The organism is Sulfuriferula sp. GW1 (assembly GCF_047300855.1).
In the GTDB taxonomy this organism is placed as follows: Bacteria; Pseudomonadota; Gammaproteobacteria; order Burkholderiales; family Sulfuriferulaceae; genus Sulfuriferula.
The window spans coordinates 1,135,545-1,159,889 of the sequence record NZ_CP170197.1; the positions used below are offsets into that span (position 1 = coordinate 1,135,545).

Genomic DNA, 24,345 nt, shown 5'->3' on the forward strand with positions numbered 1-24,345 from the left:
AGCCCGTTCCGTCCATTGATGAGCACGATGCCTAGTATCAGATCAATCAACTCCTTTTCGCCGAATGACTGCAGAGTCTCATCACGCAATCGTCCGGAATCCCTTTATTGGAAATTCCGGTGAGCACTTCCGCCCAGGCCGTTTGACCCCGAGATAGAGCCTTAACACCTTCCGGGCCTCTCAGGAGGGTAAGGCACCTTGCCGCCATTGTCTCCTGTGAGGCTGACTCTTCTGAGAACAGCATCTTCAATTGATCACGTCCCGGTGCGTGCGGCGTTGATGGGTTTTTCGCGCAGGCGGGCATGGGCTTCGTGGTTTACTTTTTGGTCGAAACCATTGAAGCCCTGCTGGCCGAGCGCGGCGAGGAAGAGAAAATGTGGGCCTCGATGGTCAAGCAGACCATGAAGGGTGCAAACCCAACTTCAACGAGTCGTATTATGGTTACCGCACTTTCAGCGACCTGCTGGAAGACGCGCAGGCGCACAAACTGCCCGCGCTCACCCGTGCCGAGAAGGGGGCTACATTGTGCGGTTACCGGGGCCCGATAAGTAAGGTTCCGCACAATGTGGTTAAGCGAAAAATAACTAGCCCCCGGTGCCCATTACATAGGGTTTGATCCCAATGGTTGAATTTCCCGTATGCCATGTTCCTCTTGGGGCAATGGATTGATGAGACGGATGCGATCGAGTTGCAAAGTTTCGCTATTAACCGTTTTCGCAGGCAGCGTCTCCACATAGCGTTTCACCACATCGGTGCCATCCAGAATGCTATCGTCCTGGTCCTTCAGCACAACAATGTTTTTGGCCGGGACACGATTGATCAGATTGGGTATCAGATCGTAATAAAAACCGCCGACCGTGTAAGTGGCGTTGGGGTCCAGGGGTTTGCCATTAACCAGGATATTGCTGACACGATTTCCCTGCGGCGCACGCGGGTCAAAATCAGCAGTCAGGCCGCTGTAGCCCGCCGTCCAGCCATTCACCCACTCTCCGGGACGTCCTTGCTCACCTTGAGGTTGGCCTTCCAGGGTCTTCTTGATTTGTGCTCCGGTCAATTCACCCTTGGCGATTTGCGGGCCGATGGGCATAAAGTGGTAGAGATCCTCCATTTTGATCGGACCTTTTGCGATGGTGGTGCCATAACGAAACCCGGTAATCCCCCCCAATTGAGCGCCGGTCATGACGCGGAATGCGTCGGTAAGGAAATCGTGGGAACTGCCTTCGATGACGCCGGGCATGGGTTCATTACTGAAATTACTGCGGTACAACGGGATTTCCGTCTGACCGATAACTGTGTCGATTGGATAGCGTAGCCGAGCGCCACTAATGGGGTTTTTAATCTCGCCTGCCCGGAATTTGGGTCCCGCAACATAGGGTAGGCGTACCGATTTCACCAGTGCGGCGATGCCGCGATCCTCCCTGATCCGGTCGGTGATGCGATGAGAAGTATATTTACTGCTGACCACCTTGCCCTTGACTATCCGCACATTGAGTTCCCCGACCACCTGACCGTCCATGCCTTGCTCGACCACCAGCGTGCCGTGCTTGGACACAATAGGCTTGGGCGTGATTTCATGCTTGTCGGAGGACAGGATAATGTCGACACCCGGAATCCGATTCGCCAGCGTCAGGTTGCCATGCAATCCGAGCTCGGAGATGGCAACCACCAAATCGACGTCCTGCTCCCGCAACAGTTTGACGTATTTCTGATACTCGGCTTCACCGTTGGTGAATTTCAGACCCTTGGTAATGTTCGGATCGCCGGCCTGGGGCCCGCGGTCACTGGTAAAACCAATGATCCCTACGCGCAGACCATTAATCGTCTTGATGATGTAGGGTGCAGCAACGTTTTGCCCGGTACGAGCCTCGGCGCCGGGATAGTTGTCGTAATACAGATTGGAAATAACCGGGTGCCAGTTGGCTTTGGGTTGCTGGCCGGTGAAATAGTCAAGGAATTTGTTCGCGCCGTATACATAGTCCCAATTGCCTGGCGCATACGCATCGATATGAAAGGCGTTCAAAACTTTAATCATGGCTTCGCCCTGGGTGAACAAAGCTTCAGCGCCGCCATGCAACGTATCGCCTGTATTCACCAGCAAGGTTTGCTCGGGCTTGGCGCGGCGGATGTCTTTGATCAGCGTGTAGATGCGCGCCACGCCCCCCTCACTTTGACCATTGCCATCGCTACGTACATTCGGGTGTGGAATCAAGTGACCATGCAGGTCGCCCATATGGATAAATGTCACTTCACCGGTTCCGGTTCCGGCTTGCGCCACTGTCACGGAGGAGAAAGCCAGAAACAAACCGGCAACCAGCGGAATTTTTCTTAATCGCATAACAAACCTTTCCTTGATGTACTTGAAATGGATATCTGCAATGCAGACAATAGCTGTGTAGGCAACGTGGCCGAGCGTCTATCCTAAATGGGATAAAATTATTCTAATATTCGGATATAACTTAATTTCTCATCGAAAAAATGGATCATTCACTTACGCTTTTTTACTGATAGATAATAATAGCGTACGGTTGCGCGTCACCTTGAAATCAGCGTATTTACCCACGTCAGTTTCCCGTCCAACATGCGTGTATCCGCAATACTCAGCGCAAACCTCCGCGCTCTGTTAGAATGCAGGCCTGCGGTGTTTGCTACAGTCTCAATCCCGCTGCCTATCCGGCTTTCAAACCCCCGTCCGCCTGCCCAAGACTGGCGCTGCCCAAGCAGCGACAGGCCGATCTGTTTTTCAGGAAATTTATGTCATTCGCATCCCTCGGTTTATCCGAAGAAATCGTCCGTGCCGTTACCGAGCGCGGCTATACTGACCCGACCCCAATTCAGTTGCAGGCCATTCCCGCTGTGCTATCCGGCGGCGATCTGCTGGCCGGCGCGCAGACCGGAACCGGCAAGACTGCCGGTTTTGTTTTGCCGATCCTGCATCGCCTCGCCGACAAGGCTGTCAAAGGCCCGTCCGAAGGACGCCCCCCCATTCGCGCCCTGATATTGACCCCGACGCGCGAGCTCGCAGCCCAGGTGGAAGAAAGCGTGCGCGAGTACGGCAAATATCTGAAACTAAACTCGATGATGATGTTCGGCGGAGTCAACATCAACCCGCAAATCCAGAAGCTGCGCAGCCGTGTGGATATCCTGGTGGCAACACCGGGACGCCTGCTCGATCATGCCCAGCAAAAAACCGTGGATCTGTCCAAAGTCGAAATTCTGGTGCTGGACGAAGCCGACCGCATGCTGGACATGGGCTTTATCCGCGACATCAAGAAAATCATGGCGCTGATTCCCAAACAGCGCCAGACACTGTTGTTTTCCGCGACCTTCTCGGACGAGATCAAGACGCTGGCAGACAGCCTGTTGAACAATCCGGCCATGATCGAAGTAGCCCGCCGCAACGCGACTGCCGAGTTGATCTCGCAAAAAGCCTACGCGGTGGATCGCGAGCGCAAGCGCGAGCTGCTCACCCATCTCATCAAGGAACACAACTGGTTCCAGGTGCTGGTATTTACCCGTACCAAGCACGCTGCCAATCGACTGGCGGAGCAGCTCGACAAGGACGGCATTCCGGCCATGGCAATCCACGGCAACAAGAGCCAGGCGGCGCGTACGCGTGCATTGAAGGAGTTCAAGGACGGCAGCCTGCAGGTACTGGTTGCCACCGACATCGCCGCACGCGGCATCGATATCAGCGAACTGCCGCACGTGGTCAACTTCGAACTGCCTAACGTGGCCGAGGATTATGTACACCGTATCGGCCGCACCGGGCGCGCAGGTAGTGAAGGCGAAGCGTTGTCGCTGGTCTGCGTGGACGAGCACAAACTGCTGGCGGATATCGCCAGGCTGACCAAACGTGATTTAACCGCCGAGATTTTGCCGGGCTTTGAACCCGATCCGCGCATCAAGGCCGAGCCGATACTCAATGGCAGCCAGCGTGGCAACCAGCCGCGCGGAGGCGGACAGGGCAGGGCACGCACGCCGGCTCGATCCGGCGGTCAGCCAGCAGCTCGGCCAGCCGGGGGCGGCGGCGCAAAACCGGCCGCCCGTGCACCTGCGCTGCATCGCACAGGCGGTCGCAATCGTTGAGTGGGCCCACGCTGTTGGAACCTCGGAGAAGCCGCAAAGAATCCCCTGAGGTTTAGATGACCAGGCAGGCGAACGGCTAATCATTCTGCATGAATGCAGGATGATTAGCCGTTATCGAGTCAGGCTGCCGGACGGCGTTATTTGCGTACGATAAGCAGAAGCACGCCGGCCGCTATCGCTCCCACGCCCGCCCAGATGGGAATGTCGACCGTTTCCTTGTTCTTGACCGAAAGTTCAAACGAGCCCAGTTTGACCTCTTGCGTCTCCTTGGTATAGCTGAAGCCGCCATATGTCAGAGCCAGGACGCCAGCCACAATGAGTGCAATCGCCAATATTCTTGCAGCGTTCATGATTACCCCTGAATTAAGAGAATTTATGAGATTCGATGTCTGGCTGTAATTCTTTTTTCACCGAGTTCCTGAATCTGAAAACTTACCAAACCGATCGACCCTTGCAATTGTTCACTTCATGCGCATCCTGCGTATGAGCTGCCATGCCAGCCAGCCTCGACGCAGCCATTTTCCCGAGCCTTTCTTGCCCAAAGCAAAAAAAAGTGTGCTTGCACCCGCTACGAGCAATGGGTTGCGCCGTACATAGCGAACCGCTTCCATGCCGCGATCAACAAGCGCCAACGGAGCGCGCAAGGGTTCCACGTGTACTCCAAGTTCAATTCGCTGGCGCGCAGCGAGCGCCTGCAAATGTTCGCGGCGACGAGCCAGTTGATCAAGTTGAAATTTCATTTATGCGAGTTTAGTTGTGTGCTGTCCTGGCGAAGCTCCGCCAGACTTGCGGCGAACAACCTGGGCTTGGTGCGCAACTTATGCAGCGCCACCCAGGAGGCTGAAAGTCCGCCGACCAAAAACAGCCCGGTGAATCCAGCCAGAACCAGCAAGCGGTGCGTATCCCAGAACGCCACGACAATCAGCAGGACAGCAAGAATCAGCCCCACGCCAATGCAAAATAGCGCTATCAGCATGAGCATCAACAGAATCGCCAGGCGCTCGCGTTCTTCTTCCAGATCAGTGGAGAGCAATTCAAGACGCGTATAGACAATGGCAATCAGCGTGCCAGTGAGGGTCTTCAGCGAATCGAGCAGCCCTTTGCTGGAGGGACTATGTTCCGCAGCCATCCCTGTTTAACGACGGCCAATCAGCAGACCAATGACCAGACCCACGCCCGCAGCCACTCCTACCGCTCTCCATGGGTTTTCATGTACATAGTCATCGGTAGCACGCGCTGCAGCCCGGGTTCTTTCCATGAGCGCGGCTTGGGCATCGGCCATCTTTTCTTTGGCGACAGCGAGTGACTCCTCTGCTTTTGCGCGTACCGCAGCCATTGCCTCGCCACCCTGGTTGGCTGTGGCCTTGAGCAAGGCTTCGGCGTCGGCAATCACCACTTTGAAGTCAGAAATCAACTGATCTTTGCTAATGTCGGTAAAATCCATTTCTGAGGCTGATTTTTTTGAGATCAAGGTCGTTTCTCCATTCATTATTAAATGCATGAACCGTGTTGTTGATATTCAGGTCTGTACCTGTATCGATCATAACAGATAACAAAATACGCAATCATGCCTGAACTCCAGTATTCACTTTAGACCGGGACAGAATTTATGCCTAGGAATAAAGGATTCTTTTCATTTGAAACTTGTCTCCCATGCTCTGGCAAGTTATTTTTATATTTAGCACTCAAATAACGAGATTACAAAATTGGATCCAATGCATCGCAGTCTGTTTGCCCGTACACCTTGCCTCGTTGGCAGCGATCCGGAACGCATGCGTGCAGAAATCCGCGATTATTTCCACACCACTTTTGACCGCTACGAGCAATTGTTCGAGACACTCGCCAGTGACGACGCGTATTACAAAAAACCCATCCCGTTGCGCCACCCGCTGATTTTCTATTTCGGCCATACCGCTACTTTTTTCATCAACAAGTTATTGCTGGTGGGACTTATCAGCGAACGCATCCACCCCCGATTCGAATCCATATTCTCGGTCGGTGTGGACGAGATGAGTTGGGATGATCTCTCCGACACCCACTATGACTGGCCGCGCGTTGCCGAATTGCAGGCCTATCGTGACCAGGTGCGCGCGCTGGTGGATCAGGTGATCGCCAGCGCCCCATTGACCCTGCCAATCGACTGGAACCATCCGTGGTGGGCAATCGTGATGGGCATCGAGCACGAACGCATCCACCTGGAGACCTCCTCGGTACTGATCCGTCAGCATGCGCTGGCCTATGTTCAGCCGCATGCGGCATGGGCGGCGTGCAAGCTGTCCGGCGAGCCGCCGCGCAATGCGTTGGTGCCGATAGCTGCGGGTACGGTGCGCCTGGGCAAGGATAAATCAGATCCGCACTACGGTTGGGACAACGAATACGGCCTGCGCGAGGTTGTTGTGAGCGAATTTCAGGCCAGCCAGTACCTGGTCAGCAATCGCGAGTTTCTGGGATTTGTCGAAGCGGGCGGCTACCAGACAGACGCCTGGTGGGAAGAGGAAGGGCGCGGCTGGAAAAATTTCAGTCAGGCGCAGCACCCCAACTTCTGGCTTGTTGATGGCAGCGGCTGGCGCCTGCGTTTGATGACCGAAGTGGTAGCCATGCCATGGGACTGGCCAGTGGAAGTCAACTACCACGAGGCCAAGGCATTTTGTAACTGGAAAGCTCAACAAACCGGCCAACCCGTGCGCCTGCCCACCGAGGATGAATGGTACCGTCTGTATGATACTGCCGGTGTGGCAGAAGTCCTCCCGGATCAGGCCGCCAGCGCCAATTTGCATCTCGACCACTGGGCCTCCGCGTGCCCGGTCACGACTTATCGCCACGGCGATTTGTTTGATGTGGTCGGCAACGTCTGGCAATGGACGGAAACCCCGATCTATCCGCTGGAAGGTTTTGAAGTCCACCCGATTTATGACGACTTCACCACGCCTACTTTCGATGGCCGCCACAACCTCATCAAGGGCGGCTCGTGGATCAGCTGCGGCAACGAGTCGTTGCGCAGCGCGCGCTATGCCTTCCGCCGCCACTTCTTCCAGCATGCCGGGTTCCGTTACGTGGTGAGCGATGCGCCTGCCAGCGCGCCGAATGTGTTCTACGAGAGCGACAAGCAGCTCTCCGAATACGCCGAATTCCACTATGGCGATGAATATTACGGCGTGCCCAATTTCCCCAGAACGCTGGCACAGATCGCCATCCGCGCCATGGGCGTCAAACCTGCCCGAAGCGCGCTTGATCTGGGCTGCGCGACCGGGCGTGCCACGTTCGAACTGGCACGGCATTTCGAGCACGTCACCGGCGTGGATTTTTCGGCGCGTTTTATCAATCTCGGCGTGCAACTGGCCGAGCAGGGCAGCATGCGCTACACCCTGGTGGATGAAGGCGAACTGGTGTCGTACAAAACCCGGCGCCTGGCTGACTTGGGACTGGATGGATTACGCGGCAAGGTGGCCTTTGTGCAGGGCGATGCCTGCAACCTCAAACCCATCCTCAGCGGCTTCGATTTCATTCTTGCCGCCAATCTGATCGACCGTCTGTACAGCCCGGCCAAGTTCCTCGCCAGCGTGCATGAGCGCATCAACCTGGGCGGAATCCTGATGCTGAGTTCGCCCTATACCTGGCTGGAGGAGCACACCCGGCGCGAGGACTGGATAGGAGGCTACAAAAAGGACGGCGAGAATTTCACCACCCTGGACGGCCTGAAAGCCATGTTGGGCAAGCATTTCCGCCTGATGCAGGCACCTCGGGATGTGCCTTTCGTGATCCGCGAAACACGGCGCAAGTTTCAACACACCCTGGCTGAAGTGACCCTGTGGGAACGCATAGTGTGAGCTTCGACTTCGATCAGGCCATCTCGCGTGAAGGCACTGCCAGCGTCAAATACGATGGTCGCATTGCGTATTTCGGCACCGCAGACGTGACCCCGTTATGGGTGGCGGATATGGATTTCGCTGCTCCGCCCGCGGTCACCGCAGCACTGGCGGCTCGCGCTGCGCACCCCATCTATGGCTATACGCGTTATCCGGACACCCTCTACGACGCGTTGATCGGCTGGATGCAGCAGCGCCATGGCTGGACGGTCAAGCGCGAATGGATCGTCATGTGTCCCGGCGTGGTGCCGTCCCTGCACGCTGCGGTGATGGCCTTTGCCCAAGCGGGCGAGGGTGTCATCGTGCAGCCGCCGGTGTATTTCCCATTTTTTTCCGCGGTGACCAGCAGCGCACGGCGCCTAGTTGAAACCCCCCTGCGCGTGACTGATGGCCGTTACCAGATTGACTTCGACCACCTCGAGCGATGCGCTGCCAGTGGCGCCAAACTGCTGTTGCTGTGTTCGCCGCACAACCCGGTGGGACGGGTCTGGCAGCGCGACGAACTCGCCGAGATACTGCACATCGCGCGCCGGCACAAGCTGGTGGTGCTATCCGATGAAATTCACGCCGATCTCGTCTATCCCGATCAGCACCACACTGTGCTGGCCACCCTGGCGGACGAGTCCGACAGCCTGATCACCGCGGTGGCACCGAGCAAGACCTTCAATATTCCCGGTCTCGGATTATCCTGCCTGATCATCCCTGACCCAGAACTGCGTGCCACGATCGGTGCAGTGTTCGCCAGCCAGCATGTCAGCGCCAGCAACCCGTTCAGCATCGTGGCATTCGAAGCCGCTTATCGTGAAGGTGCCGCCTGGCTTGATGCACTCATGGCCTACCTGAAGGATACGCGCGATTTTGTGCTCGACTATGTGCGTCAGCACCTGTCCGGTATCCGCGCGATTGCACCTGAAGGCACGTATCTGCTCTGGCTCGATTGCCGCGACATGCAATTGAGTGATGCGGCGCTGCGCGATTTCTTTATTCATCAGGCCAAACTGGGCATGAACCCGGGTACGGTTTTCGGCGCCGGCGGCAGTGGCTACATGCGTCTGAATCTGGCCTCGCCGCGTCACGTTATCGCCGCCGCACTGGCGCGTGTCAGTCAGGCGCAAGCTTTATCCAGCTAGACTGTTTATCACGCAATCCAGGGGAATTCGCATGCTGCGCACCGCTATTGCCACCTTTCTGCTGGCGGCAGGCAGCCACGTCAGCGTGGCCGCGCCCATCAATCTGGAACCGGGTTTGTGGACGACGCACATGCAGATGCAAATGAACGGCGTAGCCGCGCCCAGCGGCGATCGCGTGCAAACCCGTTGCATGACTGCAACGGACATGCAGAACGCCAGCCAGTTCATCCCGCAGATATTACGGAACGGGTGCGCCATCCAGTCGGCGCGGCGTAGCGGAGACACATGGAGTTGGACGCTCAGTTGCGCGCAAAGCTCATCGCGCGAGCATGGGATGGGTGAGGTCACTTTCTTGAGCCCTACCCGCTACACAGGCGTTCTGAACACGGTGATTGATCTACCGGCCGGGCAGACCGAACAAATAAAAATCAATTACGACAGCCGCCGCAGCGGTGCCTGCACACCCTGACGCCTGCTCGCATGCGATTTGCAGCACGTTTTTCAGGGCTTCTTGTTCCGGCTGGACGCTGAATCAACCATAGAAAGCTGTCGGTGACTACGGTAGAGTAATGCGCATAATTATGCTGTGAGGAGAACAAGATGAAACGCCTGTTGCTGGGAATGTTGTTGATTGCTGGTTGTTTCGCAGCCCCCGCTTTTGCCGACCCACCCGACCACTACCCGTTTGTTTCTTATGGTGAAGGCTTGCGACTGGCGCAGCAGCAGAACAAGCCGATATTCCTGTATTTCGGCCGCTATGGGTGCGGTTGGTGTGCCAAGACCAACAAGGAAAGTTTTTCCGACCCGGATATCCATCGCCTCTACACCCAACACTACGTATTAGTCTACGTCGATGCGGAAAGCGGCAAACGCCTTAAATTGCCGAGCGGGGAACGGATTACGGAAGCTGACCTGGGCGCGCGCTTCAATGCCTTCGCTACCCCCTTATTTGTATTTCTGGATCCGCAAGGCAAGGAAATCGTCAAGATTCCCGGTTTCAAAACCATACAGGATTTCAAGGATTTCGACCGCTACGTGAACGGGGGCTATTACAAGACCCAGACGCTGTTGCAGTTTCTGGGCGGGAAATCTTCATGATCCGTGCGCTGGCACTCGCGGTTTTTATGCTCCCGGCCGCAGTAATGGCAGCGCCGTGGCAGTTCGACCAACCCGTTGATGTCACGCCGGTTCATGGCGCAAAGGTGTTCCATCATGTGGAAGCCGCAGGCCGCAAGAGCATTGCGGTTTCCGGGGCCTTGATCGCAGTGGTGTGGGAAGACAACCGGGATGGCGTTTCGCGTTGCTATGTGGCAGTAAAACACTCCGCAAACAAAGGCTTCGAGGCGGATCGGCAGATCAGTGGCAGCAAGGAGGCATTTGAACCCAGCATCGTTTCCCTGCCCGACGGCCGTTTCGCGGTGGCCTGGGAAGAAGATGGCGGCGTCAATGCACGGGTTGTAAGCGCCACGCAGATGGGTGAACCCATCAACCTGGCTGGTCATGACAGCAACGATGCCAGTGTCGGGTTCTCTGCCCAGGCCGGGCTGTGGGCCGCCTGGTCGCAACGTGATGGACACTACTCGGGTATCCATATCGAAAAGCTGGGTTATGTTCCGGGTACGGACAAATTGTCGCCAGGTAAAGCTATGCTAGTGGATAACGCGCCATTGTCGGGCGATCAACTCTTTCCCAGCGTCGCTGCCCTGCAAACGGGAGGTGTGGCGATCGCCTGGGAGGATCGCCGTAGGGGGCATACGACGATCATGTATAGCCATAGTGCTGGCGACGCCAAATTCTCAGCACCCGTACAGATGAACGAAACCCGGCGCGATGCACGCAATGCTGGCGTTGGTCCGGGCACGGGCGCCATGCGCGTTGCGCTGGCAGCGCAAGCGGGCGCCAAGGTGGCGGCGGTGTGGTCCGACAAGCGGGATTTTCTGTCCGGCTACGATGTCTACGCGGCGTTCAGCACAGACGGCGGAGCACATTTCGGCGCCAATCAGATGGTGCAGGACAGCTTCGGCGACAACATCCCGCAATGGCACCCGGCGATTGCCAGCGACCAGGGCGGAAAACTGGCTGTGGTTTGGGACGATAATCGGGACGGCACCCCGGATATCTGGTTATCCTGGCCAACCGCTTCGGGATGGAGTGACAATGCCAACGTCCCCGGCGCAGCAGGCGCGGGTGTGCAGTCTGACCCTTCCATCACCATGGATAGCCAGGGCAATCTGTATCTGGTCTGGCTGGAAAAGCAGGCGGCGGATGGATCGACCCGGCTGCGCTACGAAATGGGCCGGGCAGTGATGGATAATCTCAAGGTGCAGTGACGAGGCTCACAGGGAGCGTTGCAATTCTTGACGGGTTTCGCTTCATCAGCACTTGTTAAGACGCTTTGGGCTGTAACCGTAAAAACCACTGATAACTGCCGCTCATGGTGACGATGCGTTGCGCATCGCACACCTCGACCAGCACGGAGGCGAGTGCGCGACCGCGCGTGGCCAGTTGCCTGGATAACACCTCGGCTGATGCGCCATCGAATTGAGCCGAAGCGCGCAGGCAGCCGTGCGCCGGGGCGCGAAATTTCACCTCGGATGTGCGCAGAACGGCCATGACCTGATCCTGCCAGCTCGGTAGATGAAGTTGTAGAAATGCCCCGCTGCAAGCCTCGGCCAGCGAAAACTGCACGCCTGCGTGGATACTGCCCAGATGATTAAGGAGCAGCGGGGATTCGGGCATTTCCAGAATATGCGTATCGCCGGAGGCGGCAAACCGCATTCCCATGATCTTGTTGATGGCAAGGTCGGTAACGTGCATATCAGTGACGGCGCGTCATGCTCTATCCTGCCCGTTAGCATCTTCCGCTTGATAGCCAGCTATTGCCGTCTGAAATGCCATGAGCGCCTCGCGCAGGGCCGCCGCAATTTCGGGATGGGAAGCAATTCCCGCTTCATCAAGCCTGGCACCAAGAATGAGTACGGTGATTGAAGCTTCGTCAACGATCCGGGCGGACATGGTGGCGAGGGTTTCCTTGAGCGAAGCTTGCGCATGGACAGCACGCGGTGACGCATTGAGCAGGGCGACCGGCTTGTTTACAAATGTCTCGCAACCCACCATCCAGTCCAGCGCATTTTTCATCGCACCGGTTACGCCGTGCGCGTATTCGGGGCTGGCAATCAGAACGCCGTCTGCCGCCAGAAGACGAGCCCGGAAATTCGCCACGGCCGGCGGATCGGTCGCTTCGATATCCGGGTTGAACAACGGCAGCGCGCCGAGTTCGCCAAACAGTTCGATGCGCATGCCGGGATGAGCCAAGCGTGCGGCCGCGCGTAGCAGGGCAGTGTTGAGCGATGCTTTGCGCAGGCTGCCTGAGATTGCAAGAATTTGTGTGGTTCGCAATGCTTATTTACCGCACGGCAAGTAGCGTCCGCGTGGTTCGCCTTCTTCCCGTCCGATGATGCCGAGATGAGTTAATTTGAAGCCGTCTGCATATTTCAAACCATAACCCAATAAGCGGTCGATGCCGATATGCACGAACCAGATCAGTGCCAGCGCCATGCATAGTGCATTGCCCGTAGAGATGGCAAAAATTCCCAGCAGGCCGGGCAATAACTTTGAATGGGTGAGGTTGTATGCCCGAGCGCCGAACTGGGCATTCACCAGATATCCGAGCATGGCTAAATCCGGGATTAATATTGTTGACCAGAACAGCGGCCAGCTAAACGATTGCTGCCAATACACAGCGAGGGCCAGGGCAAATACGGCACCCCCTTCCAGGCGGAGTAGAACGTTGGGTTTCTCGAATACTGAAAGCATGAATTCACCTTTCAATTGGAGTGCGTTGCTTGCGCAACAAGTTGCGCCAGTAAAGTTTTCGGCAGGTTCAACTTTCTATTTTCTGTTGCTTCACCACGCTCATCGCCGTGGCCACCAGCGCACCCATGTTGGATAAATCGCCGGGCAGAATCAGGGTATTTCCCTGTTTGGCGATATTGCCGAAAGCCTCAACGTATTTTTCCGCCACTTTCAAATTCACCGCTTCCATGCCGCCCGGTTCGCTCAGTGCCGCAGCGACTTTGCGGATCGCTTCGGCAGTAGCGGTAGCGGTGAGCAGGATGGCTTCCGCCTGGCCCTGGGCGTTATTGATGGCGGCCTGTTTCTGGCCCTCGGATTCGCGGATGGCGGCGGTCATGGCGCCTTCCGCCAGGTTGATTTCTTGCTGCCGCTTGCCTTCCGATTGCGCGACCATGGCGCGCTTCTCGCGCTCGGCGGTGATCTGGGTTTGCATGGAGCGCAACACGGCATCGGGCGGGGTGATGTCCTTGATTTCGTAGCGCAGTACTTTGACGCCCCAGTTGGGGCTGGCTTCGTCCAGCGCCGAGATGACAGCGCGATTGATGTCGTTGCGTTCTTCCAGCAGGCGGTCGAGTTCGCGCTTGCCGCACTCGGAGCGCAGACTGGTTTGCGCAAGTTGGACGATGGCCATCTGGAAATCCGCCGTGCCGTAACTGGCGAGCTGCGGATTGGTGACCTGATAGAAAATCACACCGTCAATCTGCACCTGGGTATTGTCCTTGGTGATGCAGACTTGCGGCTGGACATCGAGCGGCACTTCCTTGAGCAGGTGCTTGTAGGCGATGCGGTCAATGAACGGGATGACAATATTGAGACCGGGTTGCAGCGCACCATGAAAACGCCCCAGCCGCTCGACCACCCAGGCATTTTGCTGGGGAACAATCTTAATCGAGCTGGCGACAAATGCTGCCACGACGATAAGAAAAAACAGTGCAATTTCCATAGGGTGTCTCCGGGTTATGGTTTGGCGGACAGGATCAGCGTGTTGCCGCGGATTTCGCGGATGATGCAATGTGTCGGCTGGGCAGTTTCGCCTTCCATGAGCCGGGCGTCCCATTCCGTGCCGCGATAGCGTACCCGCGCAGTATTATTATCGAGCCATGTGCTGACTTCCACGGCCTGGCCGATATCCAGGACGTCGTCGGCAGGGCGCTCGATTTTTGGCCTGCGCCGCAACCAGACCAGACCGATGACGCCAAACACTGCCGCCACGACCAGTTGTGCGGCCAGCGGATAGCCGTACAGGGCGGTAAAGCCCGCGGCCCCGGCTGCCACACCAAACACCAGCAGGTAGAAGGTGCCGGTAAAGATTTCCAGCGCAATCAGCACGCTGGCGAGAATGAACCAGAAAGTCATGGGCTGCATGGGCGTTTTCCTTATTCAGCGGGTGCGTGGCGTTTGGGTTGCCAGCACACATCCGTTCCCCCGGCATGGCGATTGAGAATGCGGCTCAGGATGAACAGCAGGTCGGACAGGCGGTTCAGGTATTGCACTGCCAGCGGCGATACCGGTTCATTGCGCGCCAGCGTCACTACACGGCGTTCGGCACGGCGGCATACAGTACGTGCCACATGGCACAGCGAAGCGGCGCGCGAACCGGCGGGCAGGATGAATTCTTTCAGCGGCGGCAGCGCGGCATTGTAGTGCTCAATGGCCGCATCCAGCGCGGCGAGGTGGTCATCGGTGATCGCTGTATAACCGGGGATGGAAAGCTCGCCGCCCAGGTCGAACAGACCGTGTTGCACCTCGTTGAACAAAGCGCTGACATCCGCGGGCAGGTCTTCGGCTAACAGCACGCCGATCTGGCTGTTGAGCTCATCCACGTCGCCCAGTGCTTCCACGCGCGCAGCGTCTTTGGGGGTGCGCGAACCGTCGCCCAGACCGGTGCTGCCGTCGTCGCCTGTACGGGTGGTGATTTTGGAAAGCCGGTTTCCCATGATTGATCGATCCGCTTGTGAAGAGTGTGCGCCATGCTACCGTTATGCGGATGCTGCCGTCCAGCCGCCAGCAAGCCGATGTTGCCAGCCAGCCTCAGTGTGCATACAATGGCTTGGCTAAAAAAGCAAGGCAAGGGTCCACAGAGACACCATAAATAAAAAGCGGTCAGATATACAAAAAATGTATGGACGACTGGAGTTCACATCCATAAAGAGTGAGGAGAGCATGAAAACAAGTCTGTTATTCAGCCTGGTTGCGCTGAGCGTATGTCTGGCACCCGTCGTCCATGCAGCCGGTGACCCGGTTGCCGGAAAAAACAAAAACTCCATGTGTATCGGTTGTCACGGCATTGCCGGCTGGCGTACCGCTTACCCAACCGTGTACAGCGTGCCGTATCTGGGCGGCCAACACGCCGACTACATCGTCGCCGCGCTCAAGGAATACAAAAACGGCGAACGCAGCTTTGCTACCATGCGGGCGATTGCGGCGAGTCTGACGGACCAGGACATGGAAGATCTGGCCGCCTATTACTCAGAAGGCAAATAAACAAAAGAGAGGATGACACAATGAAGCATCTGGCAATTTTGGCGCTGCTGGGGATGGTGGCAAGCGCACAGGCGTGGGCAGTACCGGACGGAAATGCCGCACGGGGCAAGGCAAAATCGACAACTTGCGCAGCCTGCCACGGCGCGGATGGCAACAGCCAGGCGGCGATGTTCCCGCGTCTGGCAGGACAGCATCCGGATTACCTGTACCAGGCGTTGACCGAATACAAATCCGGCGAGCGCAAAAACGCCGTCATGTCCGGTCAGGTGACCAACCTGTCGGAACAGGACATGGCGGATCTGGCAGCGTATTTCGGCAGCCAGAAAGGGCTGACGCTGAAACGCTAAAATAAGTGTGCTGCGGAATGAAAAAGGCGATGGATGTTCCATCGCCTTTTTATCTGGGCGGTTGCTTAGTCTGCGGAGGTTTTCTATACCGTGCCCCGTAGCTTAAAAGCGTTATGGGGTGCTTTTATGGTCTTCAAAAATCTTATCGAGGACCGCGTTTTCCATTGCTTCACAACTCAGGTAAGCACCGGACTTTCACTGGGGATTGAATGTTTCAGAGGCCATGAAGGTCGGCTCCTCGGCCAATGTGGACGGTTGCAAATGTTGTAACGTGCGCCGGGTTGTCGGACATAGTACCCGCTAGGAAACCGGCGCATGAAATCCAGGCAGCTTCGGGATTCTTTCCGCCATGAACTGAAGCAAGGCTCGGGTCCTCTGCGGTTGGTATTTGCGAGACGGATAGACCAGGTGAGCTTGCTGAGGCATCATTTGCCAGTTTTGGAGTAATCGAATCAGATCTCCCGTGTCGATAAGATCCTGGACAAGCCAAGCGGGAGCACTACCCAATCCTTTTCCTTCAAGAAAACACTCGCGCAAAGCTAGCGAGCTGTTCACGCGAAAGCGTCCCTTGGTCAGGACAATGACTTTCTCGGTATTGTTGGAAAATTCCAACCGGCTTTCGAAGGCTAACCCAGCAAAGCGAAAATACTCGTGCTGTGCTAAGTCCTCAGGCTTGTTGATCTTGGGGGCGCGTTCGACATACTCTCTCGTTGCAACCAGTACACGTGGCGAAAACGCAATATTGCGGGCAATGACGTTGGGGGGAAGTTCACCTCCAAGCCGTATGGCCACGTCAACGCCTTCCTCAACGAGGTCAATCATGCGATCGTTGAGAATCAATTCGATTTCGATCTCGGGGTATTTCGCCAGAAATTCGAGAATTAACGCGTTCAGACGTAACTCACCCAAACCCACTGGCGCATTTATCCGCAATGCACCGACAAACATGTGCGTTTGCCCTCGGGCATCTGCCACGGCATCGGCATATTCCTCAATTAGCCGCTTGCTTCGTTCGTAAAACCGCTTGCCTTCCTCTGTGAGCGTCAAACTGGTGGTTGTTCTTTCGAGCAGCCGAACCCGCAAGTGTTGCTCCAGCGCAGCAATCATCTTGCTCACAGTGGGCTGGCTGGTGTTTTCCTCTCGGGCGACTGCTGAAAAGCTGCCTAACTCGACAGCGCGCGTGAAGAGTCGCATGGATTGAAGTGAGTCCAAGTCATTCCTTTATGGAATAAGTTATATTCAATAATCCCATGTTCAGTGGTGATTTGGAATAGCGTAATGTCTGCTCTGTCGCACTCGCTCATCAAGGAAACCACATGGACATCAGCACGCAAACACCCCTTAACGGCGCACATGTCGTTGTATTCGGCGGAAGCTCCGGTATTGGCTTGGCAACAGCGGTGGCTGCAAAAGCCAAAGGAGCAATTGTCACCCTTATAGGTCGAACGCCAGCAAAGCTTGAGGCTGCCGCCCGCAAAATCGGGGGCGCGCAAACGGCAATCGCCGATATTGCAGAACGAAAAAGCGTCGAGGCTGTATTTAACGGTATGACGCGGGTAGATCACCTTGTGATTACTGCCGGTGGCTTGCACGTGGGTAAGCTGGCCGATTCCGGTCCGGATCAATTGCTCGTCGAGATCCAACAACGTATAGCAGGAGCTGTTTATGCCATCAAGGCCGCGTTACCCTCAATGCCACCAACCGGATCAATCGTGTTAATGGGCGGACAGTATTCGGACCGTCCCCCCGCCCATGGCGCCTCGATCACAGCGGCGGCAGTTCGTGGTATAGAGGCGCTCGCGCGCTCGCTCGCTCTCGAACTAAAGCCCATTCGCGTCAATGTCATCGCACCAGGCCTCATTGATACGTCACTGTTCGATGTTTTCGGCCCTGAAGGTCGGGCGGCGATATTCGCACAAGCGGCGGAGCAATTGCCGGTCGGTCGAGCCGGGCGCGCGGATGAAGTTGGAGAGGCGATCACCTTCCTACTCAGTAACGGCTATATGAATGCCGAAGTCCTCCACATCGACGGCGGCGGTCGCTTCGTCTAACTTCTGCACATAACGATTGCTAGCAACGGGGCTGCCACACGCTACGCGTGCACCAGCCTCTCTTGTCGTATCTATGCTGATGTCCATTTTAAATTGCCCACCGGCCACTTAGGCCGAAATGAAGACTTTTGTAGTGGATAGAGAATGGGTGTTATTGAATAAACCTGCAACGCTACGCGGCTTAGGTTAGCAACGCTTTGATTAGGTTAGTGGATGGACTGCCGACTTTTTCAGCAGATTTAGCTGCCCCAGTTTTTATTATTTCCCCTGTTTTTTATCCAGACAGGCAAAATAAATCAGCGGATCAAATGCTGTGCCATGGCGCTGTGCTTGCCAAATCATCTCGGCCAGGCAGTCCATGATTTCATGCTGCGCGTGCATGGCGTCGCCGGTTTTTTCCAGCAGGGCCTGGTAGTGCGCACGGATACCGGGAGGCTGGTCGATGCCGAGTTGTTCGGCGATGGCCAGGTGCATGGACAGATGCAGGAACGGGTTGGTTTCGCCGAATTCGGGCGGGTAGTCGCGTTCCAGATAGCGTCCGGGCTGATCGAGCAGGGCATGGTATTCGGGGTGCGCCAGCAGGGTGTCGAGCACGGTTGTTTCCAACCCTTCAAGAGGCTGCTGTGCGCGGTATTTGCGCCAGGTGTCAAAAAAGAAGCGGCGCGCGTCGTCGCGGCTGGGGTTAAACATGGTCGGTAAACAGTCCAAATACAGTGGAATATTGCAGCAGTTGATTGGCTGAATTGAGCCAGCCGATTTCGCCATTGCCGTAGAAGCCAATCAGCGGCATGTCCGGATAACGCGCGGTCAGCAATTGCAGATCGCGATCCATGCCGCCATAGAATGACGGCCCGCGCCCCATCGAGGAAAACATCAGGCCGAATTGGGGCGTGGCGGCCAGCAGTTGTTCGGTACGATCCAGCGTGACGCGCATATTGCGTTCGGCGGCCAGCGGCTGGCGCAGCGCCCAGAATACTTTATCGCCCTCGTTGAGGCGTGCGGACAAGGTCACCGAGCGGTCGTCCGGGTTGGTGGCAATGACTTGCACCAGACGGTAGCGGCCTTCAAAAAATGCCGTGGACGGTTCGCCGAAGGTGACTGCCGCCATGATGAGATGCAGCGGGATGCGGTCGAGTTCGCGCACTTCCAGCGGCAGTTCGCGCGCCAGTACATTGAGTGCCGACTGACGCCCCAGACTGAGCAGGTCGAAGCCATTGACCTGGGTGACTTCGGTCGGGGCGGTCAGCGCACGGATGCCCTGCGATACGCCCATCATCCCGCGCACGCCCTGCAGGGTCATCTCGCAGCGTCCGCTGGCGCAAACTTTGCCGCCGCTCCATACCTTGTACGGGCCGCGTCCGGTGGCATCGCCCGATACGGCGCCGAGGCGCTGGCCGGGTGCGCTGATCCAGTTGGTGTCAATCGCATTGGGCGCGGTGAGGGCGAGTATCAGGTCGTCGTCCGCGGGGGTATGCACCGCACTCAAACTCAGCTCGCCGCCAAACACCATGGCCGCCGCCGCGGGCGAATCCAGCACCCAGTCCTGCTCGGTAAAGATCCCCGCTGCGCTGCACCCGACAATCTGCATGCACTGGCTCTGGCGCGAGGCAGCGAGCAGGGCGGGTTGCGGATCGTGGGCGAAATCGGCAGACAAAAACAACAGCACGCTGTTGGGATGGCTGATGCCGGCACGCTGCATGGCCTGCGCCACCGCCTGGGTGGCGAGGTCGGAGGTCGGCGTGTTGCCGATGGCGAGGCCGGTGGCGACGCTCATGTCAGCCCGCCGTTTTCTGCGGATATTCGCACAGGTCGGCAATCAGGCAATGCGGGCAATCGGGTTTGCGCGCCTTGCAGATATAACGGCCATGCAAAATCAGCCAGTGGTGGGCGTCCTGCAGGTATTCGCGCGGGATATTCTTCATCAGCTTGTGCTCGACTTCGAGTACGGTTTTGCCGGGGGCCAGCGGAATCCGATTGGCGACACGGAAAATATGCGTATCGACCGCCATGACCGCTTCGCCAAATGCGGTATTGAGCAGCACATTGGCGGTTTTGCGCCCGACGCCGGGCAAGCCTTCAAGCGCCGCACGGGTGGTGGGCACTTCACCGTTGTGCTGCTCGAGCAGGATACGGCAGGTTTCGATCAGGTGCTTGGCCTTGCTCTTGTACAAACCGATGCGCTGGATGTATTTTTCCAGCCCCACCTGGCCCAGCGCAAGCAGTGCAGCGGGGGTGTTGGCGTGCGGAAACAGGATGCGCGTGGCGAGGTTGACGCTCTTGTCGGTGGCTTGCGCCGACAATACCACCGCCACCAGCAGTTCGAACGGGGTGGTGTATTCCAGCTCGGTGGTGGGATGGGGATTGGCCGCCGCGAAGCGTGCAAAAATTTCGCGGCGTTTGGCAGCGTTCATCCGGCGTAGCCGGGGTGCATCAGGTGTGGCGGAACCAGCCGAGCTCAGGCTGCGGCGGACGCGGTGTTGCCTTGGCTTCTTCTTCCAGCGCGTGCAGCATGTGGTGATGGTCTTCGTCGAGCTTGTGCATCTGCTCGTCGGACAGCTTGGGGAAAATCGTGCCCTTGATGAATCCGCCCAGATCGATCAGCGCTGTGGTCCAGGCACCCTGGCGCAGGTGGAAATCCACATGCGAGTGCTGGCCGAACGGATAGTGAGAGAACTCCATCCCTTTGACAGCCTTGAGGTCGGCGTCCGCCATGACAAAATTCTTGGCCCAGTCATACCACCACTTGTAATATTTTTCCTGCATGGCAGGATTGAGATTGTAGCGCTCGTAAAAACCGAACACGCTGACGCGATTGGTATTGCCGCTGAAAGGGAAATGTCCGGACATGCCTGGTTCCTCTGAATCAAATAATCGATGAAGACCGCTATTCTAAGAAAAATCGGCGCGTGATGCCAGTCGAGATACGCCCGGTTGCCGAATTGCGCTACACTTCTAAGGTCACTTTCTGAGCTAGTCCAATGAATCAAGGCACTTTTGAACCTAAAAACGATTTGGAAAAACAGCTGCAGTGTGCGCTGGATGGCAGCGTTTCGGGCGATGATTTCATCCATTACCTGATGGATGCGCAAATATTCATGCCGGTCGAAGACGAAACAAACGAGATCAAGGGCTTTCAGCGCAGCACACGCGCCCAGCCACTGGTGATTGAGGATGAGGCTGGAACCAAGGTGCTGGTGCTGTTCACCAGCCCGGAACGCGCCAAGACATTCGTCGAGCACTATCCCGGGTTTGGCGGGGGGCTGCTTACCGAATTTTCCTGGGTATTGCGAAAAATGGGCGCGCCTGCCGGCATCGCGTTGAACCCGGGGCTGGAAGCAGGTTTCGATCTGGAGCCGGAAATGGTCGCGGATTTGATGGCGAGTTTGCCGCCGGAGGCATGATGGGTACACGCCAAGTGGGGGAGAAATATTCACCCGATCACACCATTTACTCGGAAGCAACCCAGTATTGCTATCGCGATGGTGTGCATGATCTGGTGCTGTTCTGGACCAACCCGACGCCCGAAGAAGTGAGCGGGTTCCGTACCCAGCCGGTCGAGTTTGCACTGTATGTTCAGCAACCGGTGCTGTTTCTGTTGTATCGAATAGAAGATGTATGCGAGTGGTCGGACGTGGCTTATAACGTGCACCAGTTGCGCCCGGACGAGCAGGCCGTGCCGGTCAATCCGCCCGGCGACCGTGCGCGCGTGCAAATGACGCTGGTGGACGCCAGCAACGGGATTATCCAGGCCAAGCGCGTGGTGGGCATGGGGCCGGCGATGACCCAGGCGATGCGCCATACATTGCAGGAGCAGACCCAGTTGCCGTATTCGCGCTTTGACTACGATGCGCTGGTGAAGCAAGCCTATGCGCGTTATCCCGATAGCGATGCCATGCTCAAGGATGCGTGGCTGTCGGAAGCCGCCGAAAGCGAGAATTAACGATGTGGGCACCGCTAAAAATTCAAGCTTCGTTGCGATACGGCGTTGCTACAAAATTTTTATCGCGCCTTGTCTCGCCTAGAATTTTGAATTTTTAGAGGTGCCCATGTTACCCCCTGCTGCACTGGCGGATTTCACCACAGCGCTGTCTGCCGAGCGCGTCTTCACCGACGCGGCGACCCTGGCGCTGTACAGTCACGACGAAACTCCCCGCTCCTGTTTGCCTGACGCGGTATTGTTTCCCGTCAGCCATGAACACGTCGCCGCGCTGATGCGCGTGGCGCTTGCCCACCATATTGCGCTGGTGGCGCGCGGCGCAGGCTCGGGCAACGTGGGGGGTGCGCTGCCTGCCCCGGGTAGTGCGGTGGTGAGTTTCGAGTGCATGGACGCCATTCTTGAATTCAATCCAGCCGACCGCTACATGGTGGTGCAGCCCGGTGTGGTGACGGCGGACATCGAACTTGCCGCGCGTGCGCATGGCTTGTTCTACCCGCCTGACCCGGGCAGTTCACCCTACTGCCAAATCGGCGGAAATCTGGCGATGAATGCAGCCGGACCGCGCGCAGTGAAATATGGCGTGACGCGCGACTATGTGCTGGGGCTGCGTGCCGTGGCCGGTAGCGGCGCGGAACTGCGTACCGGCTGCCGGACCACCAAGGGCGTGACCGGCTATGACCTCACGCGCCTGCTGGTGGGATCGGAAGGCACGCTGGGGCTGATTACCGAAGCCACGCTCAAACTGTTACCCGCACCTGAAGCACGCGCCACTTTGCGTGTGTGTTATGCGACCAATCTGGATGCGTGCGCCGCCGTGGCGCGGGTAATGAACCAGACGGTGGTGCCGTGCGCGCTGGAGTTCATGGATCAGCGTTCCCTTCTGGCGATCCAGGCGGCGGGTGCGGCGGCCGGCTTGCCTGACGGTACAGAGGCGTTGCTGATGGTGGAAGCCGATGGCGCTGCGAGCGATCTGCCGCGCCAGATCAGTGCGCTGAAAACCGCGCTGCAGGGCAATGGCATGCTCGAATTGCTAGAGGCGGACAATCCCGCAGAGGTTGCCCGATTGTGGCAGGCGCGCAGATCGCTGTCGCATGCGGTGAAGCGCATCGCACCGTTGAAAATCAATGAGGACGTGGTGGTCCCGGTATCGCGTCTGGCTGAACTGGTCGGCTATATTGACCGCTTGGCTGAGCGCCTTGCATTGCCCATCGTCAGCTTTGGTCATGCAGGAAACGGCAATCTGCATGTCAATATCATGGTGAATCCGGCTGACTCGCAACAGATGAAAAATGCCCGGCTGGCTTTGCGGGAATTATTTTCCCAGGTATTGGAACTGGGCGGGACGTTGTCGGGCGAGCATGGTATCGGCAGTGAAAAGCGCGATTATGTCAGTATGGAGATTAATGCGGCCAGTCTGGAAATGATGCGTTTAATCAAGGCGCAATTCGATCCGCAGGGCCTGCTCAACCCCGGAAAGCTCCTTCCACCGTGAAAATTGTTGCGGCAAACTGTTTACAATACCGCCGTGGCTCCATATAATGCGCGTCTTTCGGGGGTATAGCTCAGCTGGGAGAGCGCTTGCATGGCATGCAAGAGGTCAGCGGTTCGATCCCGCTTACCTCCACCAGAAAAGTGGAGCCGAATGCACAAAATTGGCATAGTGACGGTCTGGGCAGGTATCTTGATGAGCGTGCTTGGATTGATTTTCGGTGCCATCGATTTGGTTGAATATGGTGAGCCGAGTATCTGGATGGCCATGATACCCGCAGGGTTCGCCCTGTTGTTGCTGGGTACAGTAGTAACGCAGTTTTCCGGAAAATAGGAAACTGCTCGCGTCGAGTCGCACACAGGTCCCCATCGTCTAGAGGCCTAGGACACCGCCCTTTCACGGCGATAACACGAGTTCGAATCTCGTTGGGGACGCCAGTCTTGACGGGCTGCAGCGATGCAGCCCGTTTGTTTTCCGATGCTTCGCCATTTGAAAATTGGAGTGGTAGTTCAGTTGGTTAGAATACCGGCCTGTCACGCCGGGGGTCGCGGGTTCGAGTCCCGTCCACTCCGCCAACCATTAAAAAACCGCAAAATCACGCTGTGATCTTGCGGTTTTTTATTTTCCGCGCAGAGGTTTCCTCGGCGACGCGTTGATTGATGTGTTCAGATGATCCGGGCAGCCGCCAGAAACAGGCCGACCACGCATAAGAATCCGGCAGCCCACGCCGCCGAGCGCAGCGTGGCCAGGTTCGCGATGTAAAAGACACCATGCAGCAACCGTACTGTGACAAAGCCGAGGGCAAGCCAGTCGGTCAAAGCACATTGGCCGATCAATAGGTGTGCGGTAATAACGGCAGCTGCGAAGGGTGGAAACGCTTCGAACCCATTCAGATGAGCCCAATTCGAACGTTGACGCCAGCCTGTGGCACGCGCCAGATATTCGCGCGGCGCGCTATTGTCATAATCGCGGCCGAATTTCGCGATTACAGCGAATAGGTAGGGTATCAGCGCTGCAGCCAATATCATCCACAAGGCAATTGTCATCTGAGTCCCTTTTGTCGTCGTAACAGCGCAGTCTGCAAGCGCTTAATTCAATCC

Annotated in this window: 30 protein-coding genes and 3 tRNA genes; 16 read left to right on the plus strand and 17 right to left on the minus strand. The window is 57.0% G+C overall.

Annotated features, from left to right (window positions below; genetic code table 11):
- Positions 1-601 precede the first annotated feature (601 nt).
- Positions 602-2,335 (minus strand): bifunctional metallophosphatase/5'-nucleotidase, encoded by a 1,734-nt coding sequence (locus ACFDAU_RS05675; RefSeq protein ID WP_413439033.1) that lies wholly within the window; start codon positions 2,333-2,335, stop codon positions 602-604.
- A gap of 416 nt (positions 2,336-2,751) precedes the next feature.
- Between ACFDAU_RS05675 and ACFDAU_RS05680 the strand changes: the two genes are divergently transcribed.
- On the plus strand, positions 2,752-4,086 hold the full coding sequence (locus ACFDAU_RS05680; RefSeq protein WP_413439034.1) for a DEAD/DEAH box helicase: 1,335 nt from the start codon (positions 2,752-2,754) through the stop codon (positions 4,084-4,086).
- A gap of 137 nt (positions 4,087-4,223) precedes the next feature.
- On the opposite strand, the gene ACFDAU_RS05685 is transcribed toward ACFDAU_RS05680, so the two are convergent.
- From ACFDAU_RS05685 to ACFDAU_RS05700, 4 genes are all read right to left on the minus strand, one after another.
- Positions 4,224-4,436, minus strand: coding sequence for a hypothetical protein (locus ACFDAU_RS05685; protein WP_124703432.1), 213 nt, complete (start codon positions 4,434-4,436; stop codon positions 4,224-4,226).
- Positions 4,437-4,547: 111 nt separating this feature from the next.
- Positions 4,548-4,826, minus strand: coding sequence for a YqjK-like family protein (locus ACFDAU_RS05690; RefSeq protein WP_413439035.1), 279 nt, complete (start codon positions 4,824-4,826; stop codon positions 4,548-4,550).
- Positions 4,823-5,215, minus strand: a complete 393-nt coding sequence (locus ACFDAU_RS05695) for a phage holin family protein (RefSeq protein WP_413439036.1) — start codon at positions 5,213-5,215, stop codon at positions 4,823-4,825. The genes ACFDAU_RS05690 and ACFDAU_RS05695 overlap by 4 nt, the downstream gene beginning before the upstream one ends.
- Positions 5,216-5,221: 6 nt before the next feature.
- Entirely contained in the window at positions 5,222-5,575 is a 354-nt protein-coding gene (locus ACFDAU_RS05700; protein ID WP_413439037.1) for a DUF883 family protein, read from the minus strand.
- 226 nt (positions 5,576-5,801) lie between these two features.
- On the opposite strand from ACFDAU_RS05700, the gene ovoA reads away from it, so the two are divergent.
- The 5 genes from ovoA to ACFDAU_RS05725 all read left to right on the plus strand — a co-directional run bounded on the left by ovoA (position 5,802) and on the right by ACFDAU_RS05725 (position 11,412).
- Positions 5,802-7,913 carry a 5-histidylcysteine sulfoxide synthase gene (ovoA, locus tag ACFDAU_RS05705; protein WP_413439507.1) on the plus strand — a complete coding sequence of 704 codons (2,112 nt, stop codon included), beginning with the start codon at positions 5,802-5,804 and terminating at the stop codon, positions 7,911-7,913.
- Positions 7,895-9,082: a MalY/PatB family protein gene (locus ACFDAU_RS05710; protein WP_413439038.1), complete on the plus strand. Its 1,188-nt coding sequence runs from the start codon at positions 7,895-7,897 to the stop codon at positions 9,080-9,082. Before ovoA ends, ACFDAU_RS05710 begins: the two co-directional genes overlap by 19 nt.
- 31 nt (positions 9,083-9,113) lie before the next feature.
- Entirely contained in the window at positions 9,114-9,551 is a 438-nt protein-coding gene (locus tag ACFDAU_RS05715) for a DUF3617 domain-containing protein (RefSeq protein ID WP_413439039.1), read from the plus strand.
- Positions 9,552-9,682: 131 nt separating this feature from the next.
- A complete protein-coding gene (locus ACFDAU_RS05720; RefSeq protein WP_413439040.1) occupies positions 9,683-10,180 on the plus strand; it encodes a thioredoxin family protein in 498 nt (165 codons plus the stop codon).
- Entirely contained in the window at positions 10,177-11,412 is a 1,236-nt protein-coding gene (locus tag ACFDAU_RS05725) for a hypothetical protein (RefSeq protein WP_413439041.1), read from the plus strand. Before ACFDAU_RS05720 ends, ACFDAU_RS05725 begins: the two co-directional genes overlap by 4 nt.
- A gap of 55 nt (positions 11,413-11,467) precedes the next feature.
- On the opposite strand, the gene ACFDAU_RS05730 is transcribed toward ACFDAU_RS05725, so the two are convergent.
- The 6 genes from ACFDAU_RS05730 to ACFDAU_RS05755 all read right to left on the minus strand — a co-directional run bounded on the left by ACFDAU_RS05730 (position 11,468) and on the right by ACFDAU_RS05755 (position 14,874).
- A complete protein-coding gene (locus ACFDAU_RS05730; RefSeq protein WP_413439042.1) occupies positions 11,468-11,899 on the minus strand; it encodes a YiiD C-terminal domain-containing protein in 432 nt (143 codons plus the stop codon).
- A 15-nt stretch (positions 11,900-11,914) separates the two neighbouring features.
- A complete protein-coding gene (locus tag ACFDAU_RS05735; RefSeq protein WP_413439043.1) occupies positions 11,915-12,481 on the minus strand; it encodes an NADPH-dependent FMN reductase in 567 nt (188 codons plus the stop codon).
- 3 nt (positions 12,482-12,484) lie between these two features.
- Positions 12,485-12,898, minus strand: a complete 414-nt coding sequence (locus tag ACFDAU_RS05740) for a DUF4260 domain-containing protein (protein WP_413439044.1) — start codon at positions 12,896-12,898, stop codon at positions 12,485-12,487.
- 67 nt (positions 12,899-12,965) lie between these two features.
- Entirely contained in the window at positions 12,966-13,880 is a 915-nt protein-coding gene (locus ACFDAU_RS05745) for an SPFH domain-containing protein (RefSeq protein ID WP_413439045.1), read from the minus strand.
- A gap of 14 nt (positions 13,881-13,894) precedes the next feature.
- Complete coding sequence (locus ACFDAU_RS05750; protein ID WP_413439046.1) at positions 13,895-14,302, minus strand: NfeD family protein; 408 nt, start codon at positions 14,300-14,302, stop codon at positions 13,895-13,897.
- Between the two features lie 11 nt (positions 14,303-14,313).
- Complete coding sequence (locus tag ACFDAU_RS05755; RefSeq protein WP_413439047.1) at positions 14,314-14,874, minus strand: cob(I)yrinic acid a,c-diamide adenosyltransferase; 561 nt, start codon at positions 14,872-14,874, stop codon at positions 14,314-14,316.
- 226 nt (positions 14,875-15,100) lie between these two features.
- On the opposite strand from ACFDAU_RS05755, the gene ACFDAU_RS05760 reads away from it, so the two are divergent.
- A complete protein-coding gene (locus tag ACFDAU_RS05760; RefSeq protein ID WP_413439048.1) occupies positions 15,101-15,421 on the plus strand; it encodes a c-type cytochrome in 321 nt (106 codons plus the stop codon).
- A gap of 20 nt (positions 15,422-15,441) precedes the next feature.
- Positions 15,442-15,768 carry a c-type cytochrome gene (locus ACFDAU_RS05765; protein ID WP_413439049.1) on the plus strand — a complete coding sequence of 109 codons (327 nt, stop codon included), beginning with the start codon at positions 15,442-15,444 and terminating at the stop codon, positions 15,766-15,768.
- A gap of 300 nt (positions 15,769-16,068) precedes the next feature.
- Here ACFDAU_RS05765 and ACFDAU_RS05770 read toward each other — a convergent pair whose 3' ends face one another.
- On the minus strand, positions 16,069-16,980 hold the full coding sequence (locus ACFDAU_RS05770) for a LysR substrate-binding domain-containing protein (protein WP_413439050.1): 912 nt from the start codon (positions 16,978-16,980) through the stop codon (positions 16,069-16,071).
- 104 nt (positions 16,981-17,084) lie between these two features.
- Here ACFDAU_RS05770 and ACFDAU_RS05775 point away from each other — a divergent pair, with 104 nt between their 5' ends.
- Positions 17,085-17,819, plus strand: coding sequence for an SDR family oxidoreductase (locus ACFDAU_RS05775; RefSeq protein ID WP_413439051.1), 735 nt, complete (start codon positions 17,085-17,087; stop codon positions 17,817-17,819).
- A 258-nt stretch (positions 17,820-18,077) separates the two neighbouring features.
- On the opposite strand, the gene ACFDAU_RS05780 is transcribed toward ACFDAU_RS05775, so the two are convergent.
- The 4 genes from ACFDAU_RS05780 to ACFDAU_RS05795 are packed head-to-tail and all read right to left on the minus strand — an operon-like array spanning position 18,078 to position 20,666.
- Positions 18,078-18,509: a DUF1841 family protein gene (locus ACFDAU_RS05780; protein ID WP_413439052.1), complete on the minus strand. Its 432-nt coding sequence runs from the start codon at positions 18,507-18,509 to the stop codon at positions 18,078-18,080.
- The gene (locus tag ACFDAU_RS05785) at positions 18,502-19,593 is read right to left on the minus strand and encodes an FIST C-terminal domain-containing protein (RefSeq protein ID WP_413439053.1); all 1,092 of its coding nucleotides are present in this window, start codon (positions 19,591-19,593) and stop codon (positions 18,502-18,504) included. Before ACFDAU_RS05785 ends, ACFDAU_RS05780 begins: the two co-directional genes overlap by 8 nt.
- 1 nt (position 19,594) lies before the next feature.
- Positions 19,595-20,230 carry an endonuclease III gene (nth, locus tag ACFDAU_RS05790; protein ID WP_413439054.1) on the minus strand — a complete coding sequence of 212 codons (636 nt, stop codon included), beginning with the start codon at positions 20,228-20,230 and terminating at the stop codon, positions 19,595-19,597.
- 19 nt (positions 20,231-20,249) lie between these two features.
- A complete protein-coding gene (locus ACFDAU_RS05795) occupies positions 20,250-20,666 on the minus strand; it encodes a hypothetical protein (protein WP_413439055.1) in 417 nt (138 codons plus the stop codon).
- A gap of 131 nt (positions 20,667-20,797) precedes the next feature.
- Between ACFDAU_RS05795 and ACFDAU_RS05800 the strand changes: the two genes are divergently transcribed.
- The 7 genes from ACFDAU_RS05800 (at position 20,798) to ACFDAU_RS05830 (ending at position 23,820) form a co-directional block, all read left to right on the plus strand.
- Positions 20,798-21,220: an SseB family protein gene (locus tag ACFDAU_RS05800; protein WP_413439056.1), complete on the plus strand. Its 423-nt coding sequence runs from the start codon at positions 20,798-20,800 to the stop codon at positions 21,218-21,220.
- Entirely contained in the window at positions 21,217-21,759 is a 543-nt protein-coding gene (locus ACFDAU_RS05805; RefSeq protein ID WP_413439057.1) for a hypothetical protein, read from the plus strand. Before ACFDAU_RS05800 ends, ACFDAU_RS05805 begins: the two co-directional genes overlap by 4 nt.
- A 106-nt stretch (positions 21,760-21,865) precedes the next feature.
- A complete protein-coding gene (locus ACFDAU_RS05810; RefSeq protein ID WP_413439058.1) occupies positions 21,866-23,248 on the plus strand; it encodes an FAD-binding oxidoreductase in 1,383 nt (460 codons plus the stop codon).
- A 59-nt stretch (positions 23,249-23,307) separates the two neighbouring features.
- Positions 23,308-23,383: transfer RNA gene (locus ACFDAU_RS05815), tRNA-Ala, on the plus strand.
- Between the two features lie 15 nt (positions 23,384-23,398).
- The gene (locus tag ACFDAU_RS05820) at positions 23,399-23,578 is read left to right on the plus strand and encodes a hypothetical protein (RefSeq protein ID WP_413439059.1); all 180 of its coding nucleotides are present in this window, start codon (positions 23,399-23,401) and stop codon (positions 23,576-23,578) included.
- Positions 23,579-23,606: 28 nt separating this feature from the next.
- Positions 23,607-23,682 (plus strand) — tRNA-Glu (locus tag ACFDAU_RS05825).
- Between the two features lie 61 nt (positions 23,683-23,743).
- Positions 23,744-23,820: transfer RNA gene (locus tag ACFDAU_RS05830), tRNA-Asp, on the plus strand.
- Between the two features lie 90 nt (positions 23,821-23,910).
- Here the strand turns inward: ACFDAU_RS05830 and ACFDAU_RS05835 are convergent.
- Complete coding sequence (locus tag ACFDAU_RS05835) at positions 23,911-24,291, minus strand: MAPEG family protein (RefSeq protein ID WP_413439060.1); 381 nt, start codon at positions 24,289-24,291, stop codon at positions 23,911-23,913.
- Between the last annotated feature and the right edge of the window lie 54 nt (positions 24,292-24,345).